This window comes from Maribellus maritimus, assembly GCF_022267315.1.
In the GTDB taxonomy this organism is placed as follows: domain Bacteria; phylum Bacteroidota; class Bacteroidia; order Bacteroidales; family Prolixibacteraceae; genus Draconibacterium; species Draconibacterium maritimum.
This window is the reverse complement of the sequence record NZ_JAIKLE010000058.1, coordinates 1-25753: the sequence shown is the minus strand read 5'-3', so window position 1 is coordinate 25753 and position 25753 is coordinate 1. Positions and strand designations below refer to the sequence as shown.

At 37.5% G+C, this 25753-nt stretch carries 18 protein-coding genes; 5 read left to right on the top strand and 13 right to left on the bottom strand.

The features are described from left to right. Positions 1-39: 39 nt before the first annotated feature. From K5G00_RS27160 to K5G00_RS27150, 3 genes are all read left to right on the top strand, one after another. The gene (locus K5G00_RS27160) at positions 40-1404 is read left to right on the top strand and encodes an alpha-L-rhamnosidase-related protein (protein ID WP_238769641.1); all 1365 of its coding nucleotides are present in this window, start codon (positions 40-42) and stop codon (positions 1402-1404) included. Between the two features lie 48 nt (positions 1405-1452). Then, positions 1453-2643: an esterase gene (locus K5G00_RS27155; protein WP_238769640.1), complete on the top strand. Its 1191-nt coding sequence runs from the start codon at positions 1453-1455 to the stop codon at positions 2641-2643. Positions 2644-2838: 195 nt separating this feature from the next. After that, positions 2839-3474: a hypothetical protein gene (locus K5G00_RS27150; protein ID WP_238769639.1), complete on the top strand. Its 636-nt coding sequence runs from the start codon at positions 2839-2841 to the stop codon at positions 3472-3474. 72 nt (positions 3475-3546) lie between these two features. Here the strand turns inward: K5G00_RS27150 and K5G00_RS27145 are convergent, their stop codons facing one another. Both K5G00_RS27145 and K5G00_RS27140 read right to left on the bottom strand, forming a co-directional pair. Then, a complete protein-coding gene (locus tag K5G00_RS27145) occupies positions 3547-4905 on the bottom strand; it encodes a RagB/SusD family nutrient uptake outer membrane protein (RefSeq protein WP_238769638.1) in 1359 nt (452 codons plus the stop codon). A 6-nt stretch (positions 4906-4911) separates the two neighbouring features. Beyond that, on the bottom strand, positions 4912-7971 hold the full coding sequence (locus K5G00_RS27140; RefSeq protein ID WP_238769637.1) for a SusC/RagA family TonB-linked outer membrane protein: 3060 nt from the start codon (positions 7969-7971) through the stop codon (positions 4912-4914). A gap of 361 nt (positions 7972-8332) precedes the next feature. Between K5G00_RS27140 and K5G00_RS27135 the strand changes: the two genes are divergently transcribed. Further along, positions 8333-9196 carry a PIG-L deacetylase family protein gene (locus K5G00_RS27135; protein WP_238769636.1) on the top strand — a complete coding sequence of 288 codons (864 nt, stop codon included), beginning with the start codon at positions 8333-8335 and terminating at the stop codon, positions 9194-9196. Positions 9197-9354: 158 nt separating this feature from the next. Here the strand turns inward: K5G00_RS27135 and K5G00_RS27130 are convergent, their stop codons facing one another. The 11 genes from K5G00_RS27130 to K5G00_RS27080 all read right to left on the bottom strand — a co-directional run bounded on the left by K5G00_RS27130 (position 9355) and on the right by K5G00_RS27080 (position 20452). Continuing rightward, positions 9355-10008, bottom strand: a complete 654-nt coding sequence (locus K5G00_RS27130; RefSeq protein WP_238769635.1) for a response regulator transcription factor — start codon at positions 10006-10008, stop codon at positions 9355-9357. Positions 10009-10017: 9 nt separating this feature from the next. Beyond that, on the bottom strand, positions 10018-11256 hold the full coding sequence (locus tag K5G00_RS27125; RefSeq protein ID WP_238769634.1) for a sensor histidine kinase: 1239 nt from the start codon (positions 11254-11256) through the stop codon (positions 10018-10020). Between the two features lie 101 nt (positions 11257-11357). Beyond that, positions 11358-11828: a hypothetical protein gene (locus K5G00_RS27120; RefSeq protein ID WP_238769633.1), complete on the bottom strand. Its 471-nt coding sequence runs from the start codon at positions 11826-11828 to the stop codon at positions 11358-11360. A gap of 24 nt (positions 11829-11852) precedes the next feature. Continuing rightward, positions 11853-13670 (bottom strand): V-type ATP synthase subunit I, encoded by a 1818-nt coding sequence (locus K5G00_RS27115; RefSeq protein ID WP_238769632.1) that lies wholly within the window; start codon positions 13668-13670, stop codon positions 11853-11855. Positions 13671-13678: 8 nt separating this feature from the next. Continuing rightward, positions 13679-14278: a V-type ATP synthase subunit D gene (locus tag K5G00_RS27110; protein ID WP_238769631.1), complete on the bottom strand. Its 600-nt coding sequence runs from the start codon at positions 14276-14278 to the stop codon at positions 13679-13681. A gap of 8 nt (positions 14279-14286) precedes the next feature. Then, on the bottom strand, positions 14287-14775 hold the full coding sequence (locus K5G00_RS27105; protein WP_238769630.1) for a DUF2764 family protein: 489 nt from the start codon (positions 14773-14775) through the stop codon (positions 14287-14289). Between the two features lie 11 nt (positions 14776-14786). Next, entirely contained in the window at positions 14787-15392 is a 606-nt protein-coding gene (locus K5G00_RS27100) for a hypothetical protein (RefSeq protein WP_238769629.1), read from the bottom strand. A 19-nt stretch (positions 15393-15411) separates the two neighbouring features. Then, positions 15412-16716, bottom strand: a complete 1305-nt coding sequence (locus tag K5G00_RS27095) for a V-type ATP synthase subunit B (protein ID WP_238769628.1) — start codon at positions 16714-16716, stop codon at positions 15412-15414. Next, a complete protein-coding gene (locus tag K5G00_RS27090; protein WP_238769627.1) occupies positions 16713-18485 on the bottom strand; it encodes a V-type ATP synthase subunit A in 1773 nt (590 codons plus the stop codon). The genes K5G00_RS27095 and K5G00_RS27090 overlap by 4 nt, the downstream gene beginning before the upstream one ends. A 298-nt stretch (positions 18486-18783) precedes the next feature. Next, positions 18784-19653 (bottom strand): universal stress protein, encoded by an 870-nt coding sequence (locus K5G00_RS27085; protein ID WP_238769626.1) that lies wholly within the window; start codon positions 19651-19653, stop codon positions 18784-18786. 49 nt (positions 19654-19702) lie between these two features. Further along, positions 19703-20452 (bottom strand): hypothetical protein, encoded by a 750-nt coding sequence (locus K5G00_RS27080; protein WP_238769625.1) that lies wholly within the window; start codon positions 20450-20452, stop codon positions 19703-19705. A gap of 311 nt (positions 20453-20763) precedes the next feature. Between K5G00_RS27080 and K5G00_RS27075 the strand changes: the two genes are divergently transcribed. After that, positions 20764-25461: a PAS domain S-box protein gene (locus K5G00_RS27075; RefSeq protein WP_238769624.1), complete on the top strand. Its 4698-nt coding sequence runs from the start codon at positions 20764-20766 to the stop codon at positions 25459-25461. Positions 25462-25753: the final 292 nt, after the last annotated feature.

Here is a 25753-nt window from a genome sequence, read left to right as displayed (position 1 = left end):
GACAACACCCTTATCCTCACTTTTCATGGGTAAGGGGTTTTGTGTTCAAAAATCGATAAATCAGACAATATCCGTGGTTTTCGTTATATACAATTAAAAGTAGAAACCAAAGACTCCCCGCTTACCATTAAAGATTTTTACGGAACTTTTACCGGTTACCCATTTGAAATGAATGCAAAACTAAATGCCGATGATGCCGAGCTGGATAAAATTCTGGAAATCGGCTGGCGTACGGCCCGCTCCTGTGCTGTGGAAACATATATGGATTGTCCGTATTACGAAAGGCTGCAATACATCGGTGATGCAAGGATTCAGCTATTTGTTTCCTATTTTAATAGCGGTGACGACCGTTTGGCAAAAAACGCGCTGAACCTGATGGATAATTCCCGGCAAAAAGACGGCTATACTTTAAGCCGCTATCCGGATACACAAAACCAGGTTATTGCAACTTACTCTATGTGGTTTGTTTGCATGTTACACGATTACCTGATGTATGGAAGCGATCCTGAATTTTTGAATGATAAGTTGCTGGGCTCTAGGCAAATTTTGAATTATTTTATCAGTTTTGTGGATGACGATGGCTCGCTTAAAAATCTGCCGGGCTGGAACTTTACCGACTGGGCAACCGATTGGCGAATGGGAACAGCACCTACAGATGAAGACGGAAGCACAGCATTGCTTGATTTACAATTGTTACTTGCCTTACAGGCTGGAATTGAACTGGAACAAATTGAAGGAAGCCAGGAATACGCAACTATGTATACAAGCCTTGCAAAAAAAATGGCAGAAACCATTAAAAGTAAATACTGGGATGCTTCGCGTAACTTGTTTGCAGACACGCCCGATAAACAAAATTTTTCACAACAGACAAACTCGATGGCCATTCTTGCCGGCCTCACAACCGAAGAACAAGCCGGTAAAATTGCTGAGCAAATGTTAGCCGACGAGTCATTAACACAAGCAACCATTTATTTTAAATATTATTTGCATCTCGCACTGGCTAAAGCCGGCATGGGCGACGATTTCCTCGGTTGGCTGGATATATGGCGTAAAAATATTGACCTTGGCCTCACTACCTGGGGAGAAACTTCGGAAGTAGAGACTACCCGCTCCGATTGTCATGCCTGGGGTGCAAGTCCAAACATCGAAGCTTACCGGCTTATCCTTGGTATCGAGAGCGCTGCTCCTTATTTTAAAAAAGTAAAAATAGAACCAAATCTGGGTTCGTTTGAAAAAATAAGCGGGGAAATGCCTCATCCTGATGGAAAAATTGTGGTTGACTACGATAACTCCGGAAATGGATTAAAAGCTAAAATTAATTTACCAGCAGCAATTACCGGTACATTTTTGTGGAAAGGTAAAAGCTATGATTTAAAAAGCGGTGAAAATAAACTCGAATTATAAGTCAATTAGACGGGAGAGTTTTCAAATCAATACCATAAATTCAAAATTATGAAACATTATAAATTATTCAAAAAGTTTATTATAATGCTCGCGGGGTTGTTTGTTCTCAGCATAAGTCAAGCACAGGAAATTCAGCGACAACGAGGCTCACAGGTGATATCACCCGAAATTGCCCAAAATAACAGTGTTACTTTTCGTCTTTATTCTGAAAAAGCACAATCGGTAGTTGTAAATGGCAGCTGGATGAACAGGGGAGCAACACTTGAAATGGGGAAAAGTGCCGATGGGGTTTGGTCGGCGAAAACGGAACCGCTTAAGCCCTCAATGTACCATTACAATTTTATAATTGATGGCGTTAGTATTCTTGATCCAACCAATCCGCAGGCGATGCGCGACGGAAAAAGATATTCGAGTACGTTAATTATACCCGGAGAAGGTTCTGAGTTTGTTGAGGTGAATGACGTTCCACACGGTGCGCTTTCCAAAGTTTGGTACAATTCGCCAACACTTGAACTTACACGCAGAATGTATGTTTATACTCCTCCCGGATACCAGGACAGCAAGGAAAAATACCCTGTGTTATACCTTCTTCATGGTGGCGGCGGCGATGAAGATGCCTGGACATCATTGGGACGTGCCAATTATATTCTCGACAACCTTATCGCACAGGGGAAAGCAAAACCCATGATCGTTGTAATGACAAATGGAAACCCGAATCAAACGGTAGCTATATCCGACAAAAAAACAGAACGGGCAAATGAATCTCCTGCAGGTGGCGGTCCAATAACAATGGGTTCAAAAGCATTTCCAAACAGTATTGTAAACGATGTTATTCCTTACATCGAAAAAAACTACAGAGTTTTATCTGACAAAGAGAACCGTGCCCTGGCAGGCTTGTCTATGGGAGCTCTTCAAACCCAGATTACAGGAATGAATAATCCGAATCTGTTCAATTATTTGGGGGTTTTCAGCATCGGGTTACAAACGGAATTTGGAGACACGACCACTGACCTGTTAAAAGCATATGATACCAATATGAATGTATTGAAACAGAATGGTTTTAAACTCTTTTACATCGGAGTTGGAAAAGAAGATTTTGTATACAAAGGAGTGGAACTGCTTAGAGAAAAACTGGATGAACACAACTTCGAGTACATTTATAATGAAACTGAAGGTGGGCATACCTGGGCAAACTGGAGAAACTATCTTTCAGATTTTTCTCAGCGCCTCTTTAAATAAAATAAAGGCATTTTTGCTCAGTTATATCTGCTTACACTATTTATGAAACATTGCTTAAAAGAGGCAGTCCCCAAAAGGGCTGCCTCTCTTTATTACATTTCGTTAAATTTATCATCTCTGTTTTCCTTAACGCCTTTTAAAACTTTTTAGAACTTATTTACCATTCGCTGAATTAATTTTGTGAAAAAAATTGCCATGAAAAAGTTAGGAATAATTACAATTGGATTTTTATTGTTCTCCTGGCAACTTTTTGCGCAGGTTAATACGGATAAGAAGAATCCGGATAAACAAATAATTGTCAACAAAAAGTATGATAAAAACGGAAATCTGATTCAGTTTGATTCCACGTACGTCCACCAATGGTCATCCGACAGCACTTTCCAATTCTCATTTCCCGAGAACGATTTTTTTGCAGGAAATGACTTTCCGAATATCGATGATTTTTTTAAAAATTTTATGGGGGACTCAGCTATGAGAGGGTTTAGTTTTCCTGATCATTGGGGGCACATTCCATTTGATGACGAAGAGTTTTTTAGAAAGTTCGAGAGGCATTTTCCTGATTCGACAATGATGGGAACTATTCCTTTTGACACAGACTCATTGACGCAATATTTCTATTTTAATGACCCCGGAAACCTGTCGCCGGAATTCAATTTTCCAGGTTTTGAAGAATTTGAAAAGCAGTTAAACGAACACTTCAGCATTTTTCCTCCTGAAGATTTTGAAACGCCACATTTTAAAAACGAGGAGCAGCAAAAAGAGTGGCAGAAATTGATGGAAAAACACAAAAAAGAGATGGAGGAATTAAAAAAGAAATGGAAAGAAGATTAGAAGTTTGCACCGGATATATACAAAAAAAGGTTTGCCGTAATTTGGCAAACCTTTTTTTATAACGAAGTTATTTTAATAACCTTCGTTTTGAATCATATTAGAGTTGGCATCAGTTTCAGCTTTTGGCACTGGCCATGCCAATCTGTGATCTCCGTAAGAAATTGTAGCTGCAATATTTTGTTGCATATAAACCTTTTCTATGTCACTTCCGGTTCTTAATAAATCATCATAACGTTTTCCTTCGAAAATGAACTCTTTTCTTCGTTCATTTAAGATATCATCTTTTGTAACCGTTTCGTAAGCAGAAGCTCCTCTGTTCGAAGTAATCTTATTGATTTCAGTTAATGCATCACCTCCTGTTTCCAGAAGCGCTTCAGCATAATTCAAAATAATCTCTTCGTATCTAACCACAGGAACATTATCATATCCCTGGATTTCAGGGAATTTACCCATATTTCTCAACATATCATCTTCATACCCCAGGATGTCAGCTCTCACATCACCCGCTTCATAAAGATCCGCAATCTCATCAATAACCTGCACATCACCATAACTACCACCTCGATATATATAGGCTATCGCATCACTTCCACGGTTATCTGTTTCATTAAAAGCAAGTTCAAAAATGGAATTAGCTGCAAGACCATTTTCCCATGAAGAAGCAAAGCTATTAGCTGAAATGATATCATATAAACCTGAATTTATAACAGCTTCAGAAGCAGTAATTGCCCTGTCCCACATACCAAAATAAACTGCAACATTTGATTCTATTGCTTTTGCCAAATATTTGGAAGGCAATACTTTTGACGAGTAGTCCTCACTCATCATGTTAAATGCAGTTTCCAAATCACCAAGAATTAACTGTTTAGTTTCCTCTACAGATTTACGTGCCGGTAAGAGGTCTTCTCCTTTAAATTCTGTAACATATGGAACTCCAAGTGTACCACCTACATGTTGCTGGCCATATTGTTTTAAAAGATCAAAATGAATAAGAGCTCTTAAAGCATAAGCCTGCCCTTGCAGGTGAGTTCCATAATCCATATCTCCTTCAAGTTCGTTTAAATCCACACCATTTATGATGATATTTAAGCCCGCGATTGCTTCATATGCTTCGTCCCAAAAGTAACCAGTGTTGGCGTTATAGCTAAAAGTAGCCTGAGTTATAAAACGACCTGAGTTTCCATTCGAAAAACAATTGTCCGTACGAACCTCGTTATTAATAACATAGTCTCTTCCGTAATAGTTAACTTCTGTCATTCTGCTTAGAGAACCTTTCAAAATTGCATAAAGGTTGTCGACAGAAGTAATTCCCCCTTGTATAAGCTTATTCTGTTCCAAGGATGGATCCAGATCGTCTGTGGTGCATGCGTTAATGGAAACCAAAAGCACAAACACCATTGTTATCCTAGCTAATATATTTACTGTTTTCATAATTTCCTAAAAATTTAAATTAAGTCCAAAAATAACTGATTTAATTGGTGGTTGTGTCAGTTCTGTATATCCAGACACATCAACTTCCGGGTCATATTCCAAGTACTCGTCTTTAACCCATGTAAACATATTTGTACCTCTGACAAATACTCTCAACCCATCAACGTTTATCATACTGGTAACACTTTGAGGTAAGTCATATCCTAAAGTAACGTCTTTTAAACGGAAATAATCGCCGTCGTACAGGAATTTTGAATGGCGCTGCCAGGGTCTTCCTGTATATTCAATTTTACCATATCGTGTTCCTTCGTCACCAGGTTCCTGCCATCTATCCATCAAAGCAGCAACACCCTGATAATATGCTACAGAATAAACATCTGTACCATGTGTATAACGGTGCCATTCTTCATATACTTTATGTCCTCCTGCAAAATACCCATTCAAATCAAGAAATACACCTTTAAAATCAATATGTAAGTTAAGTCCAGCAGTCAACGTTGGAATCGCACTTCCTCCCTGCCAAACCTGATTGGCATCATTAAAGTTAGAAGTAGTTTCACTTCCTTCGCCATCAACATACCACAACTCATCACCTGTTTGAGGATCTACTCCTGCCCAGGTTGGCATATACCATCCGTATGCAGGATGTCCTGTTTCAACACGCTGTGTTTGATCGGTAATATTGATCTCATCTCCGTTGATATCCTCAGCCAATTCTTGCACCTTATTCTCAACAGTTCCAATATTACCACCTATTGAAATATTGAAATCATTCATACGCACAACATCAATCATCAATTCGGCCTCAAAACCTTTATTCTCCATTCTACCAATATTTAAGGTTTGCTCTTCAAAGCCGGTAGTTAAAGAAAGAGGAACATCCAGCAAGAGATCTTTTGATTCTCTTCTGAAGTAACCAACAGAACCAGTAATTCTGTTTTTCAAAATACCAAAGTCAATACCTATATCAACTGTATGCGAGGTCTCCCAGGTTAAATCGGGGTTTCCAAAGTTTCCTGGATACGAAGCTCCTTCACCTGCATAGTCAGAATCAAAATTAAGTAACTCCTGATACTGATTTAAATCAATATTGGCATTACCTGTAACACCATATGAAGCTCTCAATTTCAGATTATTAATCACTTCTATATCAGACATGAATGATTCCCGGTGAATATTCCATGCACCTCCTACAGACCAGAAAGTACCCCAACGATTATCATCGCTAAAACGTGAACTTCCTTCCTGACGAATAGTAGCATCGGCAATATATTTCCCATTGTATGAATAATGAACCATACCTAAATACGAAGCAATTGACCAATCTGTAAACCATGAATTTGCAGCGGTAGGATTACCTGCTGAATTTAAATTTGTTAAGCCTATATCAGAAAAATTATCTCCATCGGTTTCCATGAACAACAATCTGTTTTTTTGGAACTCTTGTAGTACTTTAACATCAAAATTATGTCCACCGTCAATGTCAAAAGAATAATCCAATGAATTCTGGAATACATAATTTGCTCTGTTACGATTTGCTACCCAACCATATCCAAAAGAACTATCACCATCTCCTCTTACCGGATTACGGTAACGTTTGTAGTTGTATACCTGGTAATCAATATTAACCCTTGAAGTAAAAATTAAGTTTTCTACCGGAGTATCCCAGGTTAAAGAGTTATTGGATATTATCCGTGTCAACTTTGAGTCATCAATGTCTTCCTGGGCAATCCACAATGGGTTTGGCATAGAAGTTCCAAAGATATTTATAGAGCCATCTTCCAGATAAGGTTGCTCAATCGGAGGCATAAAATATTTTGTTGTACGCGGATTAGAGAAATATGCACTTGTTTCAAGCAATCCATCCTGATAGGAATGAGAAGCATTATTTCTTGTAGAAAAAGTGAGTGTTGGTTTAATATCAGCCGTAAGGTTTAAAGCTCCTGAAAGACGTTTGAAATCGGAACCAATAACGGTCGCTTCTTGGTCAAAATATCCAAAAGAAGCATAATAACTCATTGCATCTATACCGCCACTTGCAGATAGATTATATTCCTGCATTGGCGCATTTTTATTGGTAATAACATCCTGCCAGTTAGTTTCAGGGCGCCCGGCTTCATTCCATACTACATAATCGGAACCAAATGTATTTGGGTAACTTTCATAAAAATCTTTTGCACCGGCTTCATCAAAATCATACGCAGAACCGTACGTATTATAAATTGCTTCATAAAACAATTCTTCTCTTTGAGCACCTGTTAATACATCAGGACCATCTGTTGCATCGTTTGAAAAACCATAAGTGGCGCTAAAATTAATTTTAGCTTCACCTGATTTCCCGCTTTTTGTGGTAATAACGATAACACCGTTTGCTCCGCGAGCACCATAGGCAGCAGTTGCCGAAGCATCTTTAAGTACAGTAAGACTTTCGATATCGTTACTATTTAAACTGGCCAAAGCAGATAAATTTGAACCTGAAGTGGCAAGGGAAACGTCAGAGTTTACAACTGGAACACCATCAATTACATATAAAGGTTCATTACCAGCAGTGATAGAACTTCTACCCCTTATTCGAATATCCTGAACCGAACCGGGAGTACCGGAAGAGGCTGTAATAGAAACTCCGGCAACTTTACCCTGCAAGGCCTGTTCGATTGTTGCAACCGGCATATTTTCCAATTGTTCTCCACCAACCTGGACGGTGGAGCCTGTTATTTCACTTTTTCCCTGGGTTCCATACCCCATTACGATAACTTCATCAACACCAATATAATCAGATTCCATCGAAACACTAACAGTTGTTCCGGTAATCGGTGCTTCAATACTTTTCATTCCAACAAATGAGAAAACCAATGTTTGTGCATCATTGGGGACACTTAACTGATATTCTCCGTCCATGTTGGTAGTTGTACCGATAGTGGTACCTTTTACAACAATTGAAACTCCAGGAATCCCAGTACCATCCTCTGAACTTGTTACAGTTCCGGAGATACTCTTTACCTGAGCTTCAACTACTAGCATGCCAAACATGGCAATGCCAAACAGCATTAGCGCAATTTTTTTCATAGATAAATTTTTAATAATTAAAATTAATTAACTAAAACAGACAATAAATTCACTGTACGAAAATATTAAAAAAATCGAGCAATTAACATTTTTTCACAATTATTCGACTATTTAACACAATAATTCGCTTAACTTTTTAAAAATTTGCAAAAATAAACGACCGTTGCAACATTCATGTGATTTTTGTCACACCAATTAAAACACAATTTAAAAAATTGTCTTATTTCCAGAAAGTTAAAACAAAATAAGAGGTAGTCCTAAAAGATTAAAAACTAGTTGCTAATTGGATAATATTTTAACTATTTTTTAAATTTCGAACTGAATTCTTAAATTTATGTTAGAAATTTAATCCGATTCATTTATGAAAAAATTTTTCATCCACATTTTCCTTGTTTGTGTGTTCTCTTTGTACGCTTTTTCGGGAGAAAAAATTAATGTAGTGATTATTGGTGCACATCCTGACGACTGTGATATTGATGCAGGAGGGACAGCTATAAAATTTGCCAAAGCGGGACATAATGTGCTTTTTATTTCGGTTACAAACGGAGACGCGGGTCATCATGAAAAAGGAGGCGGAGCACTTGCTAAAATAAGGCGGGCTGAAGCAAAAGAAGCCGGAAAGAGATTTGGAGTGGAATATATTGTGCTTGATAATCACGATGGGGAACTGATGCCAACCCTCCCAGTGCGCTTAGAACTCATAAGGTTGATAAGAGCATGGAATGCCGATGTGGTTATCGGCCCTCGTCCAAACGATTATCACCCTGATCACAGAAATACTGCAACACTAATTCAGGATGCAGCTTATATGGTGATTGTTCCTAATGTTGCGCCCGACACTCCTCCTCTAAAAAAGAATCCTGTGTTTTTATATACTGAGGACAACTTTCAAAAACCATATCCGTTTGAACCTGATATAGTAATCGATATAACAGAAGTTTTTGATCAAAAAATATATGCTATGTCTGCCCACGAATCGCAGTTCTTTGAGTGGCTCCCGTGGACAAACGGAACACTGGAGCAGGTTCCTGAGAATAAAGAGGAAAGGTTAAAATGGCTGGCTAAATGGAGAAATCCACATGTTAAAGAAAATGTCAGAAAAGGCCTTATTAAATGGTATGGAGAAGGTAAAAGTAGTTCAGTAAAACAGGCAGAAGCATTTGAAATTTGTGAATATGGCAGAAGACCGTCTGATGAAGAAATTCGCAAACTGTTTCCCTTTTAGTAAATCGGGTAAACCTATCAAAGAAATCCACGTGGTTTGCTCAAAGCCCATCCTGCGGAAGATGCAATAGAGAATAAAAACCTACAAGACAATTCAACTGAAAGCAGATTCCTGTGCAGGGAATCGACATAAAAAACGAGCAAAAATCAAAATATAAACTATAGCGAAATAAGTTGATTTTTAAACGCATAAATAACCAGATTAACAGTGTTAAAAGTATCTGTTTTTTGGAAGAGATTGCTTTTATGTTTTTCTACGGTTTTAGGACTTAAATGAATTAAATCGGCAATTTGCTCGTTATTTAGCCCTTTACAAATCAGGCCTAAAACCTCTTTTTCGCGTGATGTAAACCTGGTAAGTTTTTCCTCACCAGACTTCCATTTTTTATCTTTATATAAATTGCGAGAGATTACTTTTATGATTTCGGGAGAAAAATAACTACCTCCTCCGGCAACTTTTTTTATGGCTCTTTCAAAATCTTCAATATCTGAGCGTTTTAGCATATATCCTTCTACCCCGGCAGATATCATTTGTTCAATATATTCGTCATCGGCAAAAGTAGTTAATGCAATTACTTTTATTTCGGAGTACTTGTTTAGCGCTTGTTTTGTAGCTTCAATACCGTTCATTTTTGGCATATTAATATCCATTAAAACAATATCCGGAGCTACGTTATTGAGAATTTCCAAAAATTCTTCGCCATTTGATGCCTGTCCAACAACTGACACAAAATCAAAATTATTTAATAACATTATCAAACCATCTCTGAAGATTTTATGGTCGTCAACAATAATAATAGTTGTTTTTTTCATGTTTGTGTATTACAGATTAAAAATTAACATAATTTCCACACCTTTTCCTTCTCCGCTATTGATTGTATATCTGCCTCCATACGACTCCAATCGGTTGACAATGTTGCGCAGTCCCATTTTCTCTTCGTCAGAGGTATAAATAAGGCTGGTATCGAATCCTTTACCGTTATCTCGATAAAAAATAGTAAGTGTCCTTTTTATTTGCTGAATGTCGAGGAAAAGTTCGGTTGCATCAGCGTGTTTAAGCGTGTTATTAATTAACTCATTACAAATGCGGTAAATATTTAATTCGATGTTTGGCTCTAATTTCAGTTCCGTATTGTTTGAATTAACAATACAGGTAATTTTTCCGGTCTCATTTATTCTGTCGCATAGGATCTCCAGCGATTTTACCAGACCATATCTATTTAAAATTGAAGGATTTAGGTTGTTTATTATTGCTTCGAGGTTTTCTAAAGCTATTCCCGATAACTCTTTAACCTGAATCAGACTTTTGTTCTCGGCTTTATTGTTGCAATCTTTTTCAATTAATTTAATAAAAAGTGCAATACTCGACAAAATCGAGCCCAATCCGTCGTGCAAGTCTGCCGCTATTCTCTTACGTTCTTTGTATTCAACCTCAAGAGCCCTGACAGCCTGTTGTTTCTCAATAGCATTATAAGAATTGATTATTCTGTAAATCAAAAATATACAAAATAATAGCAGAAAAAAAGTTAGAAGAACAAGTGTAACGACACGTTGTTTGAACTTAATATTTTCATGAAGAATGTATTGAGCAATCCTCTTTTCCAATTCCTGAAAGGCAAGCTGAAAATGGCGATAATTGTTTAAAATGGCAACATCATAATCTTTTGCTTTGTTTAGCAGTGCCGCTGTTACTTCATTCTCTAATTCTTTTACTTCTTTGGTAACAGTCTCAAGTGACTTGCGAAGATCAAATTCCGTATTACCTTTGTATTTTTTTCCAATTAGAGAGTCGAGGGAGGTTATCGATTTATTTGTGTTTGTAAAAGAATTTAAGACTGTTGTTTTTTTTAAGGAGTCGTTAAATAAAAAATAGTCATTAAAAAAAATTCTGCTGTGTGATATCTCAAGATCGATGTTTTTAGAAAGTTTCAATAACAGAAGGTGCTCTCGATCCAGTTGCAAACTTTTTACGGAGATATAAATAATTCCTGTACAGGTAATTGTGGTAAAAATAATGACTGCCAATAAGACCTTTCCTCTAAAAACAATTTTTAAACTCATTTTATAAATTGAATAATTTCTTTGTTAAAGATATTCAATTGTATTAGATTTTGGGGATAAATCCCCCGCAGTTATTCTGCGGGAGAATGGTTTTAGTTTTATTAAGCACCTGGAATACCTCCCATACCAAACACCATGGCCAAAAGAGCAACGGTTTCGATAATACCCATTGCTGCAATGTACATACCTGAACCTTGTTTAGCATCCACAGCTAAATTGGCGCAAGCAGCAGCCCCCACTCTGCCTTGCATAATAGCTGAAGCGGCAATAGCAATACCGATAAAAAAGGCCCAAATCATCTGATTCGTATAACTGTCAGGATTAAGATTGGCTCCAATCATCGAAGTCATAAAAATCATTCCGTAAATTACCTGACTCAAAGGCATTCCAACCATGGCCAAAGCCAGCGAAGGAAGTTTTTTCTTTTCTCTGATTGATTGTTTCCAAAGCCCTACGGCTCCCATGCCTGCGATACCGGTTCCAATTGCGGAACCTACACCTGCTATTCCCAGTGCAATGGCGTGTCCGCCAAAGCCGGTAACTGTTGTTGCTAAAATTGTTGTTAAAGTCATTTTTATACTGTTAAAAATTTATTATTAATTGTCCTTCAAATTAAAAGGGGTATATTCATTTCCTGAGAATTCGACTCCTGCATGCCCGGAATATTCCAGCATATTTAAGCGAACACCATGAACCAATACGGCCATTGCAGCCAAAACCATATTTAACCCATGCCCCAAAATTAGAACCAGTACCGCTCCAATTCCGGAAACCAGAGTTGTAACACCATCGCCAATGGCCATTTGATTAAAACTCGCAGCCATTAATACGGTAGATAAACCAACCGCATAAAGCCGGATGTATGAAATAATGTCGGAAAAGCCGTTGATTATACTTAGAGGCAAATTACCTATTGAGCTAAGCATGCCTTTAAAGAAATTTTTCCCGGGTTTTGAAAACAAAGCAATAAACAATGTTCCTCCAACAAACAGCCAAAGCATTATTGGTGGAGTTTCGATTCCTAAAACCATCTGATTTACGATAAGGTACAAGCCCCAAATAATTGCAATCCAGCCGAATTGAGCCAGGGCTCTTACACTATTGTTAAACTTCCAAGCCACCTGCAGATGTCCAACGCTAAGGTGAACTGCGCCAACCAAAAACATAAGTTTCTGTACAACAATACTATCGCCACCAAAACTGGAAAGTTTTTCGATTCTTAAATGACGCAATACGGGAAGATCAGCAATCACTTCCGACCCAAAATATGTTCCGGTTAACACCCCCCAAAAAAGAATAGACAAAGAAAGAGTGTAAATCAAACCAAACTCAATTTGTTTAACAAACTTCTTCTTTCGGTGCACCAAAAACGTCAGCAATAAAAACACCAATCCATAGCCGGCATCTCCTACAAGGATTCCCGTGAAAAAGGTAAAAAATACCATAAATACTCTGGATACATCCATTTCTTTATAGCCGGGAACAAGTCCCATAAAATCCATCACTGGTTGAATACGTTGTGCCCAACGCGGAGTACGTACAAGGGTAGGAACTTCTTCCATTTCCTCGGGTAAAGGGTCCTCAATTACATATCCCCAGTGGTGTTTTTCAGCTGCTTTGACAAACTGCTCAACATATTCAATTGGAATGTATCCTTTCCAGAAACGTACTTGCTTATCGACAGACAAACCTCCAAACTGCACATTGCGAACACTAAAACGCCGCAATCTTTCTTTTAAACCATCCTCTAAAACAGCTTTTTGTGCGTACAATTGAGACAAAAGCTTTTTGTTACTTTCCAAAGCTTTGTTTGTAGCTTTTAACAGTTCTTTTGCATCCTCTAATTCCAATTGAGGAAAAGGAAGTTCTTCCAATTCCGGTAGTCCTTCATCGGCACATTTTGTTAGTAAAACAACCTGATTTAAGCCGTTTAACTTGCCAACCACCTGGATATCATCCCGGTCTAAAAATTGCTTTAAAGATTTATCGTCGAGCAAGTAAAGTTTTATCCATACTCCCTTCTGATTGAGATCTTTTATATCCTTTAAAGTAGTATTCCCCCATTGTTTAAACCACTTGATATCGCTAGACAGATTGAGTTTCTTATCTTCCAGCTCCTGGCGAAGGTGTTCCGCATCCAATACCTTTTCCATAAGAAAAACTGCACCTCGCTCCAGTTTCGAGTAATCGGTAATTTCATCTTCATCAGGACGGTCGTGCTGTTCATCACCGTAGCGATTAAGCACTGCAATGGCTTTTTCCAGTTGTTTTATACGTGCATCAACCCGTTCGATCGATTCGTGTTTTGCTGCCTGAAGCGGAGCAATGTGTATTACACCAAGTTGCCCCAAAGTAGTAAGTTCGGCATCAATATCAACAGCAGAGTCAGGCATAAAAAGCATTATCTTTTTCATTTCTGCTATCATAGCTTGCCCTCCTTTTGTTTACTGGTTTTTACCACTTTTGCTGTAGCAATTGTAAGACGTTCGTCATCCTGTAGCTTTTGCCCAATTTTGCGAATAGCGAGTTTTGCATTCGGAATCCGGCGATTTTCAAACAGTTTAACACGTGCCCGAACATCCAGTAACTCTTCTTCTAAAAGATTGATTTGTTCTTTTAAACATTCAATTTCGGCAAGCAACTGTAGTTGTTCCCGCATAAGTTCAATGGCGTCGTCAACCCACAAAGGTGTATCCTCATCAATTGCCATGATGTTAAAATCAACCTTAACGAATTGTTGAACACGGACACCGGCCACATCAACCGTTTTTGTAATGATTTTATTTACCGAAATAAATTCATTGATGCTTACCCATGAGTCACTCATTACAGCGATCCATGGTTCTGCTGCTTTTCGGTTCTTTTCGATCTCTCCACGAATTTGCTCAATCCGCTCAGCGATGGTATTTATTGTTGCCATTAACGATTTTTCCATCGCTTCAAACAAGGGCAGCATTCTTTCCGAAACCTTCAGAATTTTTTTCTGACGGGCGCGTTCTGTTTTTGTATATTTTATTTTCATACCTGCCATTATTTGTCCTTTCTGTTTTTCACCGGATCTACCACCGATGCAAGAACCTCGGCTCCCTTCTTTGGGTCAAAAGAATACAATCTACTTACTATCTGTAATTTTAGTTTGTAAACCAATACTTCGATTAATGTGAAAGTTTTACCTGCTTCCATATCAAGAAGTTCCTGCCACTGCCACTGCAAAATTTTTATTTCGCGCTCCAACGGATTTCCCGAAAGTGCCGATTTCGGCAAACGTTCGGGTTGCGCCTGACGGTTTTGCAATTTGGCTTTCCGAACCTCTGCCTGATCTTTTTTTATAGTTTTAAGGAACAAGGCAATACTTTTTTTCCCAACTTCTGTATTCAATTGCTGAATATCAACCGATTCAAGCAGCCTAAAATGTCGGACAGACAACTGAGCCTTTGCTTCATCGTTAAATTCATCAATTGTAATAGGTGGCAGATGATCAAAGGACAACGATGGCAAACTGGTCATAAGATAAACCATATTTGACATATTTAGTCCTCCTTATTTTTAGTGATACGAGCAACCAAATCTTTATTTAGCAAAGAAAATAAGCCTGTCTCAATTTCTTTTGAGCTCACCACAAAGCTAATTCCGTCTTTATCGGTCGATTTCACTTTTATCTTCGCTTTGCTTGCCGAAAGTGGTTTTAATGTTACTTCTTCCTGAAGAGTTTCTTTTAAAAGAAAGGCTTCCATTTCTTTTTGCAACTCCGGAGGCACTTTAATCGATTTTTTTCCGGAAATAGAAGCTATAACAACCTTAAGCAGTTCTTTCAGGTATTCTTCCTGGCTGAATAAAGTTTTGCATTCTTTGCCAAACACCAATTTCAGATGGTTTAACAGGGCAATTTTGGTAGCTTCAACCATATCGCGTGACGCCTGAGCAATTGCTTTCTGTGCATTTTTTTCAATTTGTGAAGCTTTGAATTCTGCCTCTTCAACAATTGTTTTACTTGTTGCTTTCGCATCAGCAATCAATTTTTCAGCCTGTTGCTGTGCATTTTCAATTATGCGTTGTTTCTCCTCTTCTCCGGCATTAATACCCTGTTCTTTTAACTTGGAAACAATTCCATCCAGATTTTCTCTATTTTGTTTCATCTGTTTTTCTGATTAATGATTAATTCCAATATTGCTCAATCAGTTTTTTACTCAATCCTGTTTCGGTTGGCTCAAAATGTCGCTTCAAAATATCCCAGCATTTGTCCAATGCGGCTTCCAACTCTATGGATTCACCAAAAGGTTCCTCCATATTCCTTATAAAATCTTCACGGTACCGAAGAAGCTTTTGGGAGAATGTATCGTTTGCTGCCCCCACTTCTGCTGCCTCATATGCTTTTTCTGCATCAGCAAGTAATGAAGCCATTACTGTCATAATTGGGCGATGGTCGGCTCGTGTATCGCCATTAACCTGTTGTTTTAAGCGCGAAAGTGAACGTGCCAGTTTTAGTTTGCCATTTTCAAGAAAAAACTGTCCCTCGGTAATGTAGCCTGTATTATCAGGCACCGGATCTTCAAGTGATTCAAGCGTCGTTGCCCCAATAATGGTTATGGAACCAGCCCCTTCAATGTCGGCAGCAACCTCATAGCGTTTGGCCAATTCAGAATATAGTGATCCGGGATAGCCCTGTAATGATGGAATTTGATCCTGGTAGTTGGCCACGTTACGCAAAATATTCGACCAGTTGGTCATGTCGGTCAGCAACACCAACACGTCTTTTCCCTGATCGGCAAATTCGCGTGAAACACTTAAAGCCACATCCGGCAGCATCAATCCTTTAATCTGCGAGTCACCGGCAAGGTGCGTAAACATTATTGTCTTGTCGATATTTCCCGATTGCGAAAGTTGTTCTTTGAAGTAGTGATACTCGTCGAATTTCAAACCTATACCGGCAAAAATTATTACATCGGCCTGTGCACCTTGAGCAATCTGCGAAAGTAAACGGTTGTAAGGCTCCGTTGGACCCGCAAAAATTGGGATCTTTTGTGATTTTACCAGCGTATTGAACACATCAATCATTGGAATACCCGTCCAAAGTGGTTGTTTGGGAACCAAACGAACCGTAGGATTTAGAGTATCTAAACGTGTTGAAATTTGCTTGTCGAAAATAATTTCAGGACCGCCATCTGCCACATCCCCTATCCCATCAAAACTGCGACCAAGCATATTGTAAGAAAAGCCGGCAGATAACGGCACCTCATGCATGCGTAATTTGGTTTGTGTGCTTAAGCCCTGCGTTCCGTTAAAAACCTGAAAACGAGTTATTTCTTCGGTAATATTAATCGCTTTGGCAAACGAAAGACTTTGGTTGGTTTCTGCTTCCAACAGTTCAACTACATGGTTAAGTGCAACACCTGGATTTCCCTCTACGGAAATCAAAGCCTTACCCACTTCACTTATTCTGTTTATTTCTTTTCGTATCATAGTGCGTACTCTTCTTGTAAAATAAATTGCTCAATTTTCTCATGAAGAACTGCCATTTCATCCAAACTTTGAGCGGTTACATTCCAGTCTTTCCACCACTGTCGCAATTCATCAAATTTTGCCTTCACCAACTCTTTCACCTCTTCATCCTCCTTGTCTTCCCGGGCAAAATCAATGGAACTGTCAATCAGCTTCTGTACAGCTTCATTAATAATAATCAGGCGTTCCGGACGCGTACAGGCATCCATTTTATGAAAAGCATTTTGTTGCATCACACAAAAATCAATGGTTAGTCCTTTTTGATATAAAATGTACTTTTCAACCGGAACTTTTTTTAACCCAATGGTACTTATCGTTTGGTCAATACCATTGGCCTCCTGAAGCGTTTGCAACATTTTATTGCGGTCATTCCACGAAATAAAGCTATCGTATACCGACGAAGTATAAGCAAGCGGATCGATTGCCGGATATTTTTTTGCATCAGCACGGTCTTGCGACAAGCCCCAGAAACCACCGGTGGCATCCATTGTTGCCTGGGTTACAGGCTCCTGAAAGTTTCCGCCAGCGGGAGACACTGTTCCGATAAAGGTTAAGGAACCACCTGTTCCCTGGTCGGCACCGGCACGTTGATACATTCCTTTAATCTGATCAGGAATATCCATGGGGAAAGCTTCCGGTCCAGGAATATCACCCTGACGACCACTACGTTCGCGAAGTGCTTGAGCCCAGCGCGAAGTGGAATCGGCCAGAAGCACCACATTGTAGCCCTGATAACGATAATATTCGCCAACAGTTAATGCAATAAACACACTTGCCTCGCGTGCCGCAACAGGCATCGAACTGGTATTGCCAAAAATACACATTCGGTTCATCAGCGAGTCACCGGTAGACGGATCTTCCAACTCGGCAAAGTCTTTAAATACCTCCACAGCCTCTCCGGCACGTTCGCCACAAGCTGCCATAATTATAACATCGGCTAAAGCATATTTACACAACGAGTGTTGTAATACCGTTTTTCCGGCACCAAAAGGACCGGGGTTTCCAACAGTTCCACCGTAACTGACAGGTGCCAGCAAATCAATCACACGTACTCCCGTTGAAATAGTTTTACTTGGAATCGCACGTTCCTTAAACGGAATAGGAGACTTAACAGCCCAACGAAATGCCAGCTTTAACTCGTGTCTTACATTCTGACTGTCCAAAACAACAGCAACCTTTTCTGTGATATTTACTGAACTTTTTCCGATGATGCTTTCAATCTTGCACTTACCAAAATTGAAAGGTACTAAAATACTGTGCTGCAAGCGTCCTTCTGGAACTGTACCTATGGTGTCACCACCGGTTACTTTGTCTCCAATAGCTACAGAGGGGGTAAAGTCCCATAACTTTTCTTCGTCAAGAGCAGGAGCTTTCATGCCAGGTACCAAATAAGCATTTTGTTCACCTAATTTGTATAAAGGATTTTGAAGTCCGTCCCAAATACTGGTTAACAATCCCGGGCCAAGAAGCACAGATAACGACTTTCCGGTAAATTCCACCTGATCACCAATCTGTGCACCGGTCAAATCTTCAAAGACTTGCATTTCGACAATCCCCGCGTCCTCATATTTAGGATCGGCAACTATCTGTAATACTTCGGCTTGTAACGATTTCCCATCTACAATGACATTGGCTGTTTCACCCATTATTACATTTCCATAGAATCGTGCTTTTACCAACGAATCCTGAATAGATGTGAGTTTGCCTGTTCTGGTTTTAGTATTATTCATGTTACTTTATATAGAATGTCTAAAAATTTTCACTACCAATTAATTCCCCAACATGGAGTAATCAAGAACATTTTTGTTTCGGTATTTCAGCAAGAAGCATTTGTCTATTACGCTTAACCAATATCATATTTTGAATGGGATGGACATTTTATTACGCAAGCTTTGTTAGAAAAAAGTACAGCGGTGCTCAAACCATTATTAACTGATAAAATAGAAAGGAGACTGTTTATAAACATTGAGTTTTTAATTTTAATAAGCATGATATATTTAATTAACTTGGCTATTTAATTTTCCGTTATCAAAGAAAAAGCGAGTCAACCGGATTTGGTGTATAGTTGACCGTAAATACCGGTCGCTTGCTACCATGCACTATTTCAGAAACAAATCTTCCAATGCTGGTATTCGAGAATATAGATTCCTGATGGGTCCGAATGATTACCAACTCAGGTTTTTCTTCTTTTATATACTTCAAAACAACCTGGTGTGACTCCCGGTCGTAAACTTTCAGTATTTTTATATCACATTTTATGTCATGCTCCCAAAGTAAATGTCGAATTTTTCGTGCATTTTTTAGCGCAAGACTTTTCTTTACGTTAATGTCTGCTTTAAGTGCAGATAAAATTGTAATTTTTGCTTTATGCTTTTTTGCTAAAAACGTTGCCCATAAAAGTCTCTTTTTCGTCGACTGGTTTATGTCAATAGGAATTGCGATGTTTTTAATATCAGGCACACCAAAATCTTTATTTACAGTTAAAACCGGACATTTCGACAAACTAACCAATTCATTAACTTCGTCTTTCCCCAAGGCTCCCGGATAATGGCCATTGCTTTTGTCTACTAATAAAAATTCAAGACTGTCTGTTTTTGATTTTTCTAATAAAACATCTACCGGGTTACCTGCACGAACGGAAACTACAATATTGTCTGCCAGTTTTTTCCCAACCACATTCTCAACAAAAGCAGTCAGTTCTTTTTTGGCTTTTTCTATTGTTGCTTCAATCTCCTGTGGTTGAAAATTTCGTTCAAAAAAAGTAGGCTCTTGTATTACATTTAAAATAACAAGCTTTACTTCAAGGGTACTCTGCAAATACAGAGCTTCTTTTAAAACTGTTTCACCTTCCTTTGTGGGAGAAATAAGGGCCAAAATACTATATTCTTTCTTTTCCATAACTCGCTTGTTGCTAAATGGTAATTTCTTTTTTCAACTTTATAATGGACTAATCATTTTCGATTACAATTAAATCTCTGTTTGTATTTTGGAGATAGTTATTAATACCTCTGCATTTTGTTTTATGCTGAATCGAACGAATTGTAAAATCAATTCCTTCGAAGTATTTGTGGTAATATGATTGTAAATCCTCGTGGACTTTTTGGTTTTGTGACTTAAATACTAAAAGTATTTCCAAATTTGATTGTGTCCTTTTACATATATCATGAACCTCACTGCACAGTTGTTCAGAAGGTTTTTTCCCGGGGCTTCCTATAAACAAAATTCTTTTTGAGGTTTCTCCTTCAAATCTTTCCGGCAATATGAATAAGGGATTTTGAGCCGTATTAATAATTGTCTCCAGACACCCATTTTGTCTTTTGCATGAATCATTAAAAGAGTTATGGGTTGATAAAACAAGATTATGCCGACCATTAATAATCGGCTTAAAATTAAGAACAGAATTAAGTTCTCCTTCAACAGAGAGTGTGTTTATTTTTTGTTTTTCAACCTTAAAATGTGTCAACAGCCTGTTTTTTAAAGCTCTCAACTCATTTTTTGTAATTTTCTTTAAATGATGGCTCAGTTTACGCATCATTAAGTGCCCCCATCCCGGATTTTGATAGGTTTGTAAAATTGTAACCGGCGAATTCTTTCTATAAAGAAATTGCATTGCGAAGGAAGTGGCTTGCCAGCTTCCATCCGAAAAATCCGCGAGTATTAATATTGTAGGTTGATTATTTCTTAATCTTGCACTCATTTCCACAAATATTTTGTTTAATGCGAAATTAAAATCAACAGACAGAAATTACTACAGGTGAAAACCTACTTAAAGGTAGGAGGAACTCTTAAAAAAGGTAGGGATGTTCCCACCAGAGGAAAGTTTATTAAGGCTAGAGTTAAGCCGGTTATTTCCAGGAGTCAGAAGAGCCGTAAGACAAGAGACTGTCTGTCACCTTCGGTTCCATGAGAAATTTAGGATAAAACTCCCTTTGCCTTCGCGACCAAGTGACTGTTAGCGCCAATAATTGACAATATCATTTATTTTGCTATCTTTCGGATAAACTCACTATGCATTCAGCCAATAATTTGACTCATAAATCAAAGCAAGAACTTATAAATGATATATTAATACTTCAAACCGAAAATAAAAAGATAGATGCAAAGCTAAAGCAAAGGACAAAAGAACTCCATGCTGTTAACAAGATTAATTCTTTAATAGGAAAGCCAGACCTTTCTTTCGATACAGTATTACAAAAGATTGTTGAGTTAATTCCTACCGTTTGGCAATTTCCGGAGATAAGTTGTGCCAGAATAATTTTTGGTGAACACGAATATAAAACACCAAACTTTAAAATTTCAAACTGGAAGTTAACAGACATTATTCATTCAGAAAAAATAGTCGAAACCTCTATTGAGGTTTATTATCTGGCAGAAAAACCAGAGGCAGATGAAGGCCCTTTTTTGAAGGGAGAAAGAAATTTGTTACGAATTTTTGCGAACAATTTGAGCAGATTTATTGAAACAAATTATTTAATAAATGAGCTTGAAGACTCCGAGGAAAAATTTGCAGTTTCCTTCCAAAAAAGCCCGGTGGCAAAATGCCTGGTAGATAAATCAGATAATTTCAAATTTTTAGATGTTAACAACGCATTTTTGAGTTTAACTGGTTTTTCAAAAGAAGAGCTTGAAGATCGCTATTTGCAGGATATCGATTTCATCTCTAAAGAGTTTATAAGCTCTACTGTGCTCCCAAAGATTAAACAGAATAAGAATATTAAAGATTTTGAACTAACGGTTCAGGATAGACATGGAGAAAGCAAGACCGGACTGATAAATACTGCAACTATCTTTTTAAAGTCGAAAGAGGTAGTTCTTGTTGCCATAAATGATATTAGTGAGCAGAAAAATGCCCAGAATAGAACATTGGAAAGTGAAAGAAGACTCCAGAATATATTTGATAGTATGCAGGATGCTTATTTTCATGCTGATTTGGATGGAAATATTGTATACTTTAATTCAATGGCATTAAAAATGTATGGCTGTGGTTCTGCCGACGAATTATTAGGGAAACCTATAACAATGCTCTATGCAAATAAAAAAGAAAGAGAAGTATTGCTTGAAATTTTACGGAAAACCGGTAAGGCTTTAGATTACACTGGTACAGGCCTAAGAAAAGATGGAACCACCTTTGATGCTTCAATGAATGCGCAGTTTTTTTACGACAACAATGGAAATACTGGCGGTAACCAAGCTGTTGTAAGAGATATAACGGATAGGGTAAATTATGAAAAGAAGATACTGGAAAGCGAGAAAAGGTTCCGTGATATCTTTGAAAATATGCCAAGTGGTTATGTCCTTCTTGAATTGGTCTATGATGAAAAGGGGCAACCTGTTGACCATCGTATGCTGGAAGCAAATGCAGAATTTGAGAAACAAACCGGGCTGAAAAGAAAAGAGCTCATTGGCCGAAAAATGAAGGGTGGCCCGTTTAGCTTGCCTAATGATATTACCCAAAAATACTACGAGGTTGCACTTAACGGAGAAGCTTTTTCCTACGAGCGTTTCAATGAATCTTTAAACCGATACTATGATATTCGGGTATCTTCCCCAAAAAAAGGACAGTTTTCACTGCTGTTTAATGACATTACCAAACGAAAAAAAGCAGACCAGGAGATATTGGAATTATTAAATCGTTTTAAACAAATTACAAAACATTTACCAGGGGTTATTTACCAGTATCATTTACGAAAAGATAATACTTCCTATTTCCCTTATATAAGCGATAGTGTTTATGGTGTTACCCCGAAACAGGCTTATGAAAGTGCTGAATGTGTATTCGAAGTTATTCATCAGGAAGATCAAGACAGAATCACTGAATCGATACAGCAATCCGCAAAAAACATGACGATTTGGAATGAGTCTTTCCGGGTTATTTTGCCAAACGGAGAAACGATATGGGGTGAAGGGAGAGCAACTCCCACCAAAATGGAAGATGGTTCTATTCTTTGGCATGGATATATTCAGGATATAACAGAACGAAAAAAACAAGAACAGGAACTTCATAGAAACCGTAAACTTTTAAAGAGATCGCAGCGTGCCGGTAAAATTGGTTCCTGGGAGTTTAATGTGGAAGATAAAAGTTTGGTTTGGGAGGAAGAAACCTATAAAATATTCGGATATCACTACGAAGATCATGAACTAAATAATTCAGCTTTCCTGGATGATATTCATCCCGATGACCGTGAGTATGTTTCCAGAATTCGCAAAAGGATGGAAAAGGAAAAAAAATTTATTGATCACGAATACCGGATCATCCGTAAAGATGGAGAAGAGCGCTACATACATGTTATGGGAGATGTTGATATAAATAGTGACGGAAATGTTATTGGTTCTTATGGAATTACTCAGGATATAACCGAACGCAAAAAACAGGAGCAGGAACTTCTTAGAAGCCGTAAACTTTTGAAAAGAGCACAACGTGCAGGGAAGATTGGCTCATGGGAGTTTAATTTAAAAGAAGGGAAACTGATTTTCGAGGAAGAAACCTTTAACATATTTGGATATCCTTACAAAGAGGATGAATTTAATAACCAAGAGTTCTTAAATCAAATTGTTCATCCGGACGATCGCGAATACGTTAGCAGCGTGCGAAAAAAGATAGAGAAAGAAAAACATTTTATAGATCACGAATACCGTATTATCCGAAAAGACGGTGAAATGCGTCACGTGATTATTACGGGAGACGCAGAGTTAAACGATGAGGGGAATATTGTTAATACTTATGGAATTCTGCAGGATATAACCGAACGCAAAAAACAGGAACAGGAATTATTAATAAAACAAAAACTTTTGATAGAATCACAACGCATTGCAAAAGTTGGCAGCTGGAATATGAATCTGAAGAATTTTAGTTTAAACTGGAGTGAAGAATTATATCGGATTTATGGATTTGAAGATACGAGTAAAAATCCAGTACTCGATGATTTTTTAAATTTGGTTCACCCTGATGACAATCTTATTGCCCAAAATAATCTTAACTCTATTTTTGAAGAAAAAGTTTTTAAAGATTTCGAATGTCGTATAATTACCGTTTCAGGAGAAACTAAACATATTTTTGTTTCAGGAGAAGTTATTTTAGATAAAATTGGGAACCCAACTCATCTTTTTGGAATTGTAAAAGACAGTACCCATCAAAAAGGGTATGAAGAAGAATTAATAGGAGCAAGAGAAAAAGCAGAAGAAAGCGAAAAGAAACTTTTAGTTGCCCAGGATCTTGCAAAACTTGGTAGTTGGGAGCTGGATATTGAAAGTCAGATATTTACATTTTCAGATAATCTTTTAAAAATATACCATACATCAGCAGAGGAAATAGGTGGTTATCAGATTCCACTTATGAGATATGCAAAAGAATTTGTTCATCCTGAAGATGCTGATATTGTTGCATTGGAATCAGGAAAAGCAATTACAACGAATGATCCCAACTTTACGAATTATTTAGAACATAAAATAAATTATTTTGATGGAGGCATTGGCTATATAGCTGTCAGGTATTTTGTAATTAAGGATGAAAATGGTAAAACCGTTAAAACTTTTGGTGTTAATCAGGATATCACTGAAAAAAAGAATGCCGAAATGGAATTGATAAAAGCAAAAGAAAAAGCAGAAGAAAGCGACCGCTTAAAAACCGCATTTTTGCTAAACGTGTCGCATGAAATAAGAACCCCGATGAACGGTATACTTGGATTTACCAACTTATTAGAAGATCCCGATTTAAGTGAAGATAAAAAGTCAAGCTTTATTCAAATAATTAATAAAAGTGGTGAACGCTTGTTGAATACGATTAACGATATTGTGGAAATATCAAAAATTGAAATTGGTGATATAAAAATTAATTATTCGAAAGTAGATTTAACAGAAATAATGCAATATCATTATGATTTCTTTTATCCTGAAATGAGAAAAAAGGGATTGGATTTTGAAGTAAAAAATGAGGTTTCAGAACTTATTGAAACCGACAGGCATAAATTGGATGGGATATTAATGAACCTTCTTAAAAATGCCATAAAATTTACAAAAAAAGGTAAAATAGAATTTGGAAACTATTTAAAAGAAGGTTTTGTATGCTTTTTTGTATCAGATACAGGAATAGGAATCCCGGAAGATAAACAGGAAGAAATTTTTAAACGTTTTGTGCAGGCTGATACCCGGTTAAGTAGGAATTATGAAGGTTCAGGAATAGGATTGGCAATTGTAAAATCTTATGTTGATGCACTGAATGGCACAATCGAGGTAAAATCTGAAGTTGAAAAAGGAAGTATATTCACCGTTTCAATTCCTTATAGTGATGAAAAAAGAACACATAAAAACATTATTAAACAGGTTGAAACGATTGAATCTAACCAAAAACCAACAATAATTATTGCTGAAGATGACGACGTTAACTTGTTGTATTTGAGAAATATATTATCAGGTTATTTCAGGATAATTCACGCTAAAAATGGGGAGGAAGCAGTAAGTTTATTTAATAAAAACTCTGATATATCAGCGGTATTAATGGATATAAAAATGCCAGGAGAGTATGATGGGGTGGAAGCAATTAGAAGAATAAAACGTATAAATAAAAATATACGAATAATTGCACAAACTGCATTTGCGATGGATGTAGATAAGAAAAAAGCATTTGATGCCGGATGTGATGAGTATATAACAAAACCTTTCAAAAGAGAGGAATTAATTTCTATTTTAAAAAAGCAGTTGAATCAATAAGAATTAAAATCACATGTTCTGATACCACCCAGACAAGATGAACAGATAGCTTACTTACACTATGGCTTGTACTTCGATTATCGACCATACTGTAAATCTATGAAATTTGTAGAAACCAAAGCTGCTGCAATGAAGTTGCAGGGGTTTAACCATTAACTGGAAAATAAACCATTATAAAGGTCACCTGACAGGTCACTTGAAAAGTTCCATTTCATGCCAAAATATATCAAATGGAACTATACCATAATCTTCCGTATTGTCAGTATTAACTGGCCCTACAGAATAAAAGGTG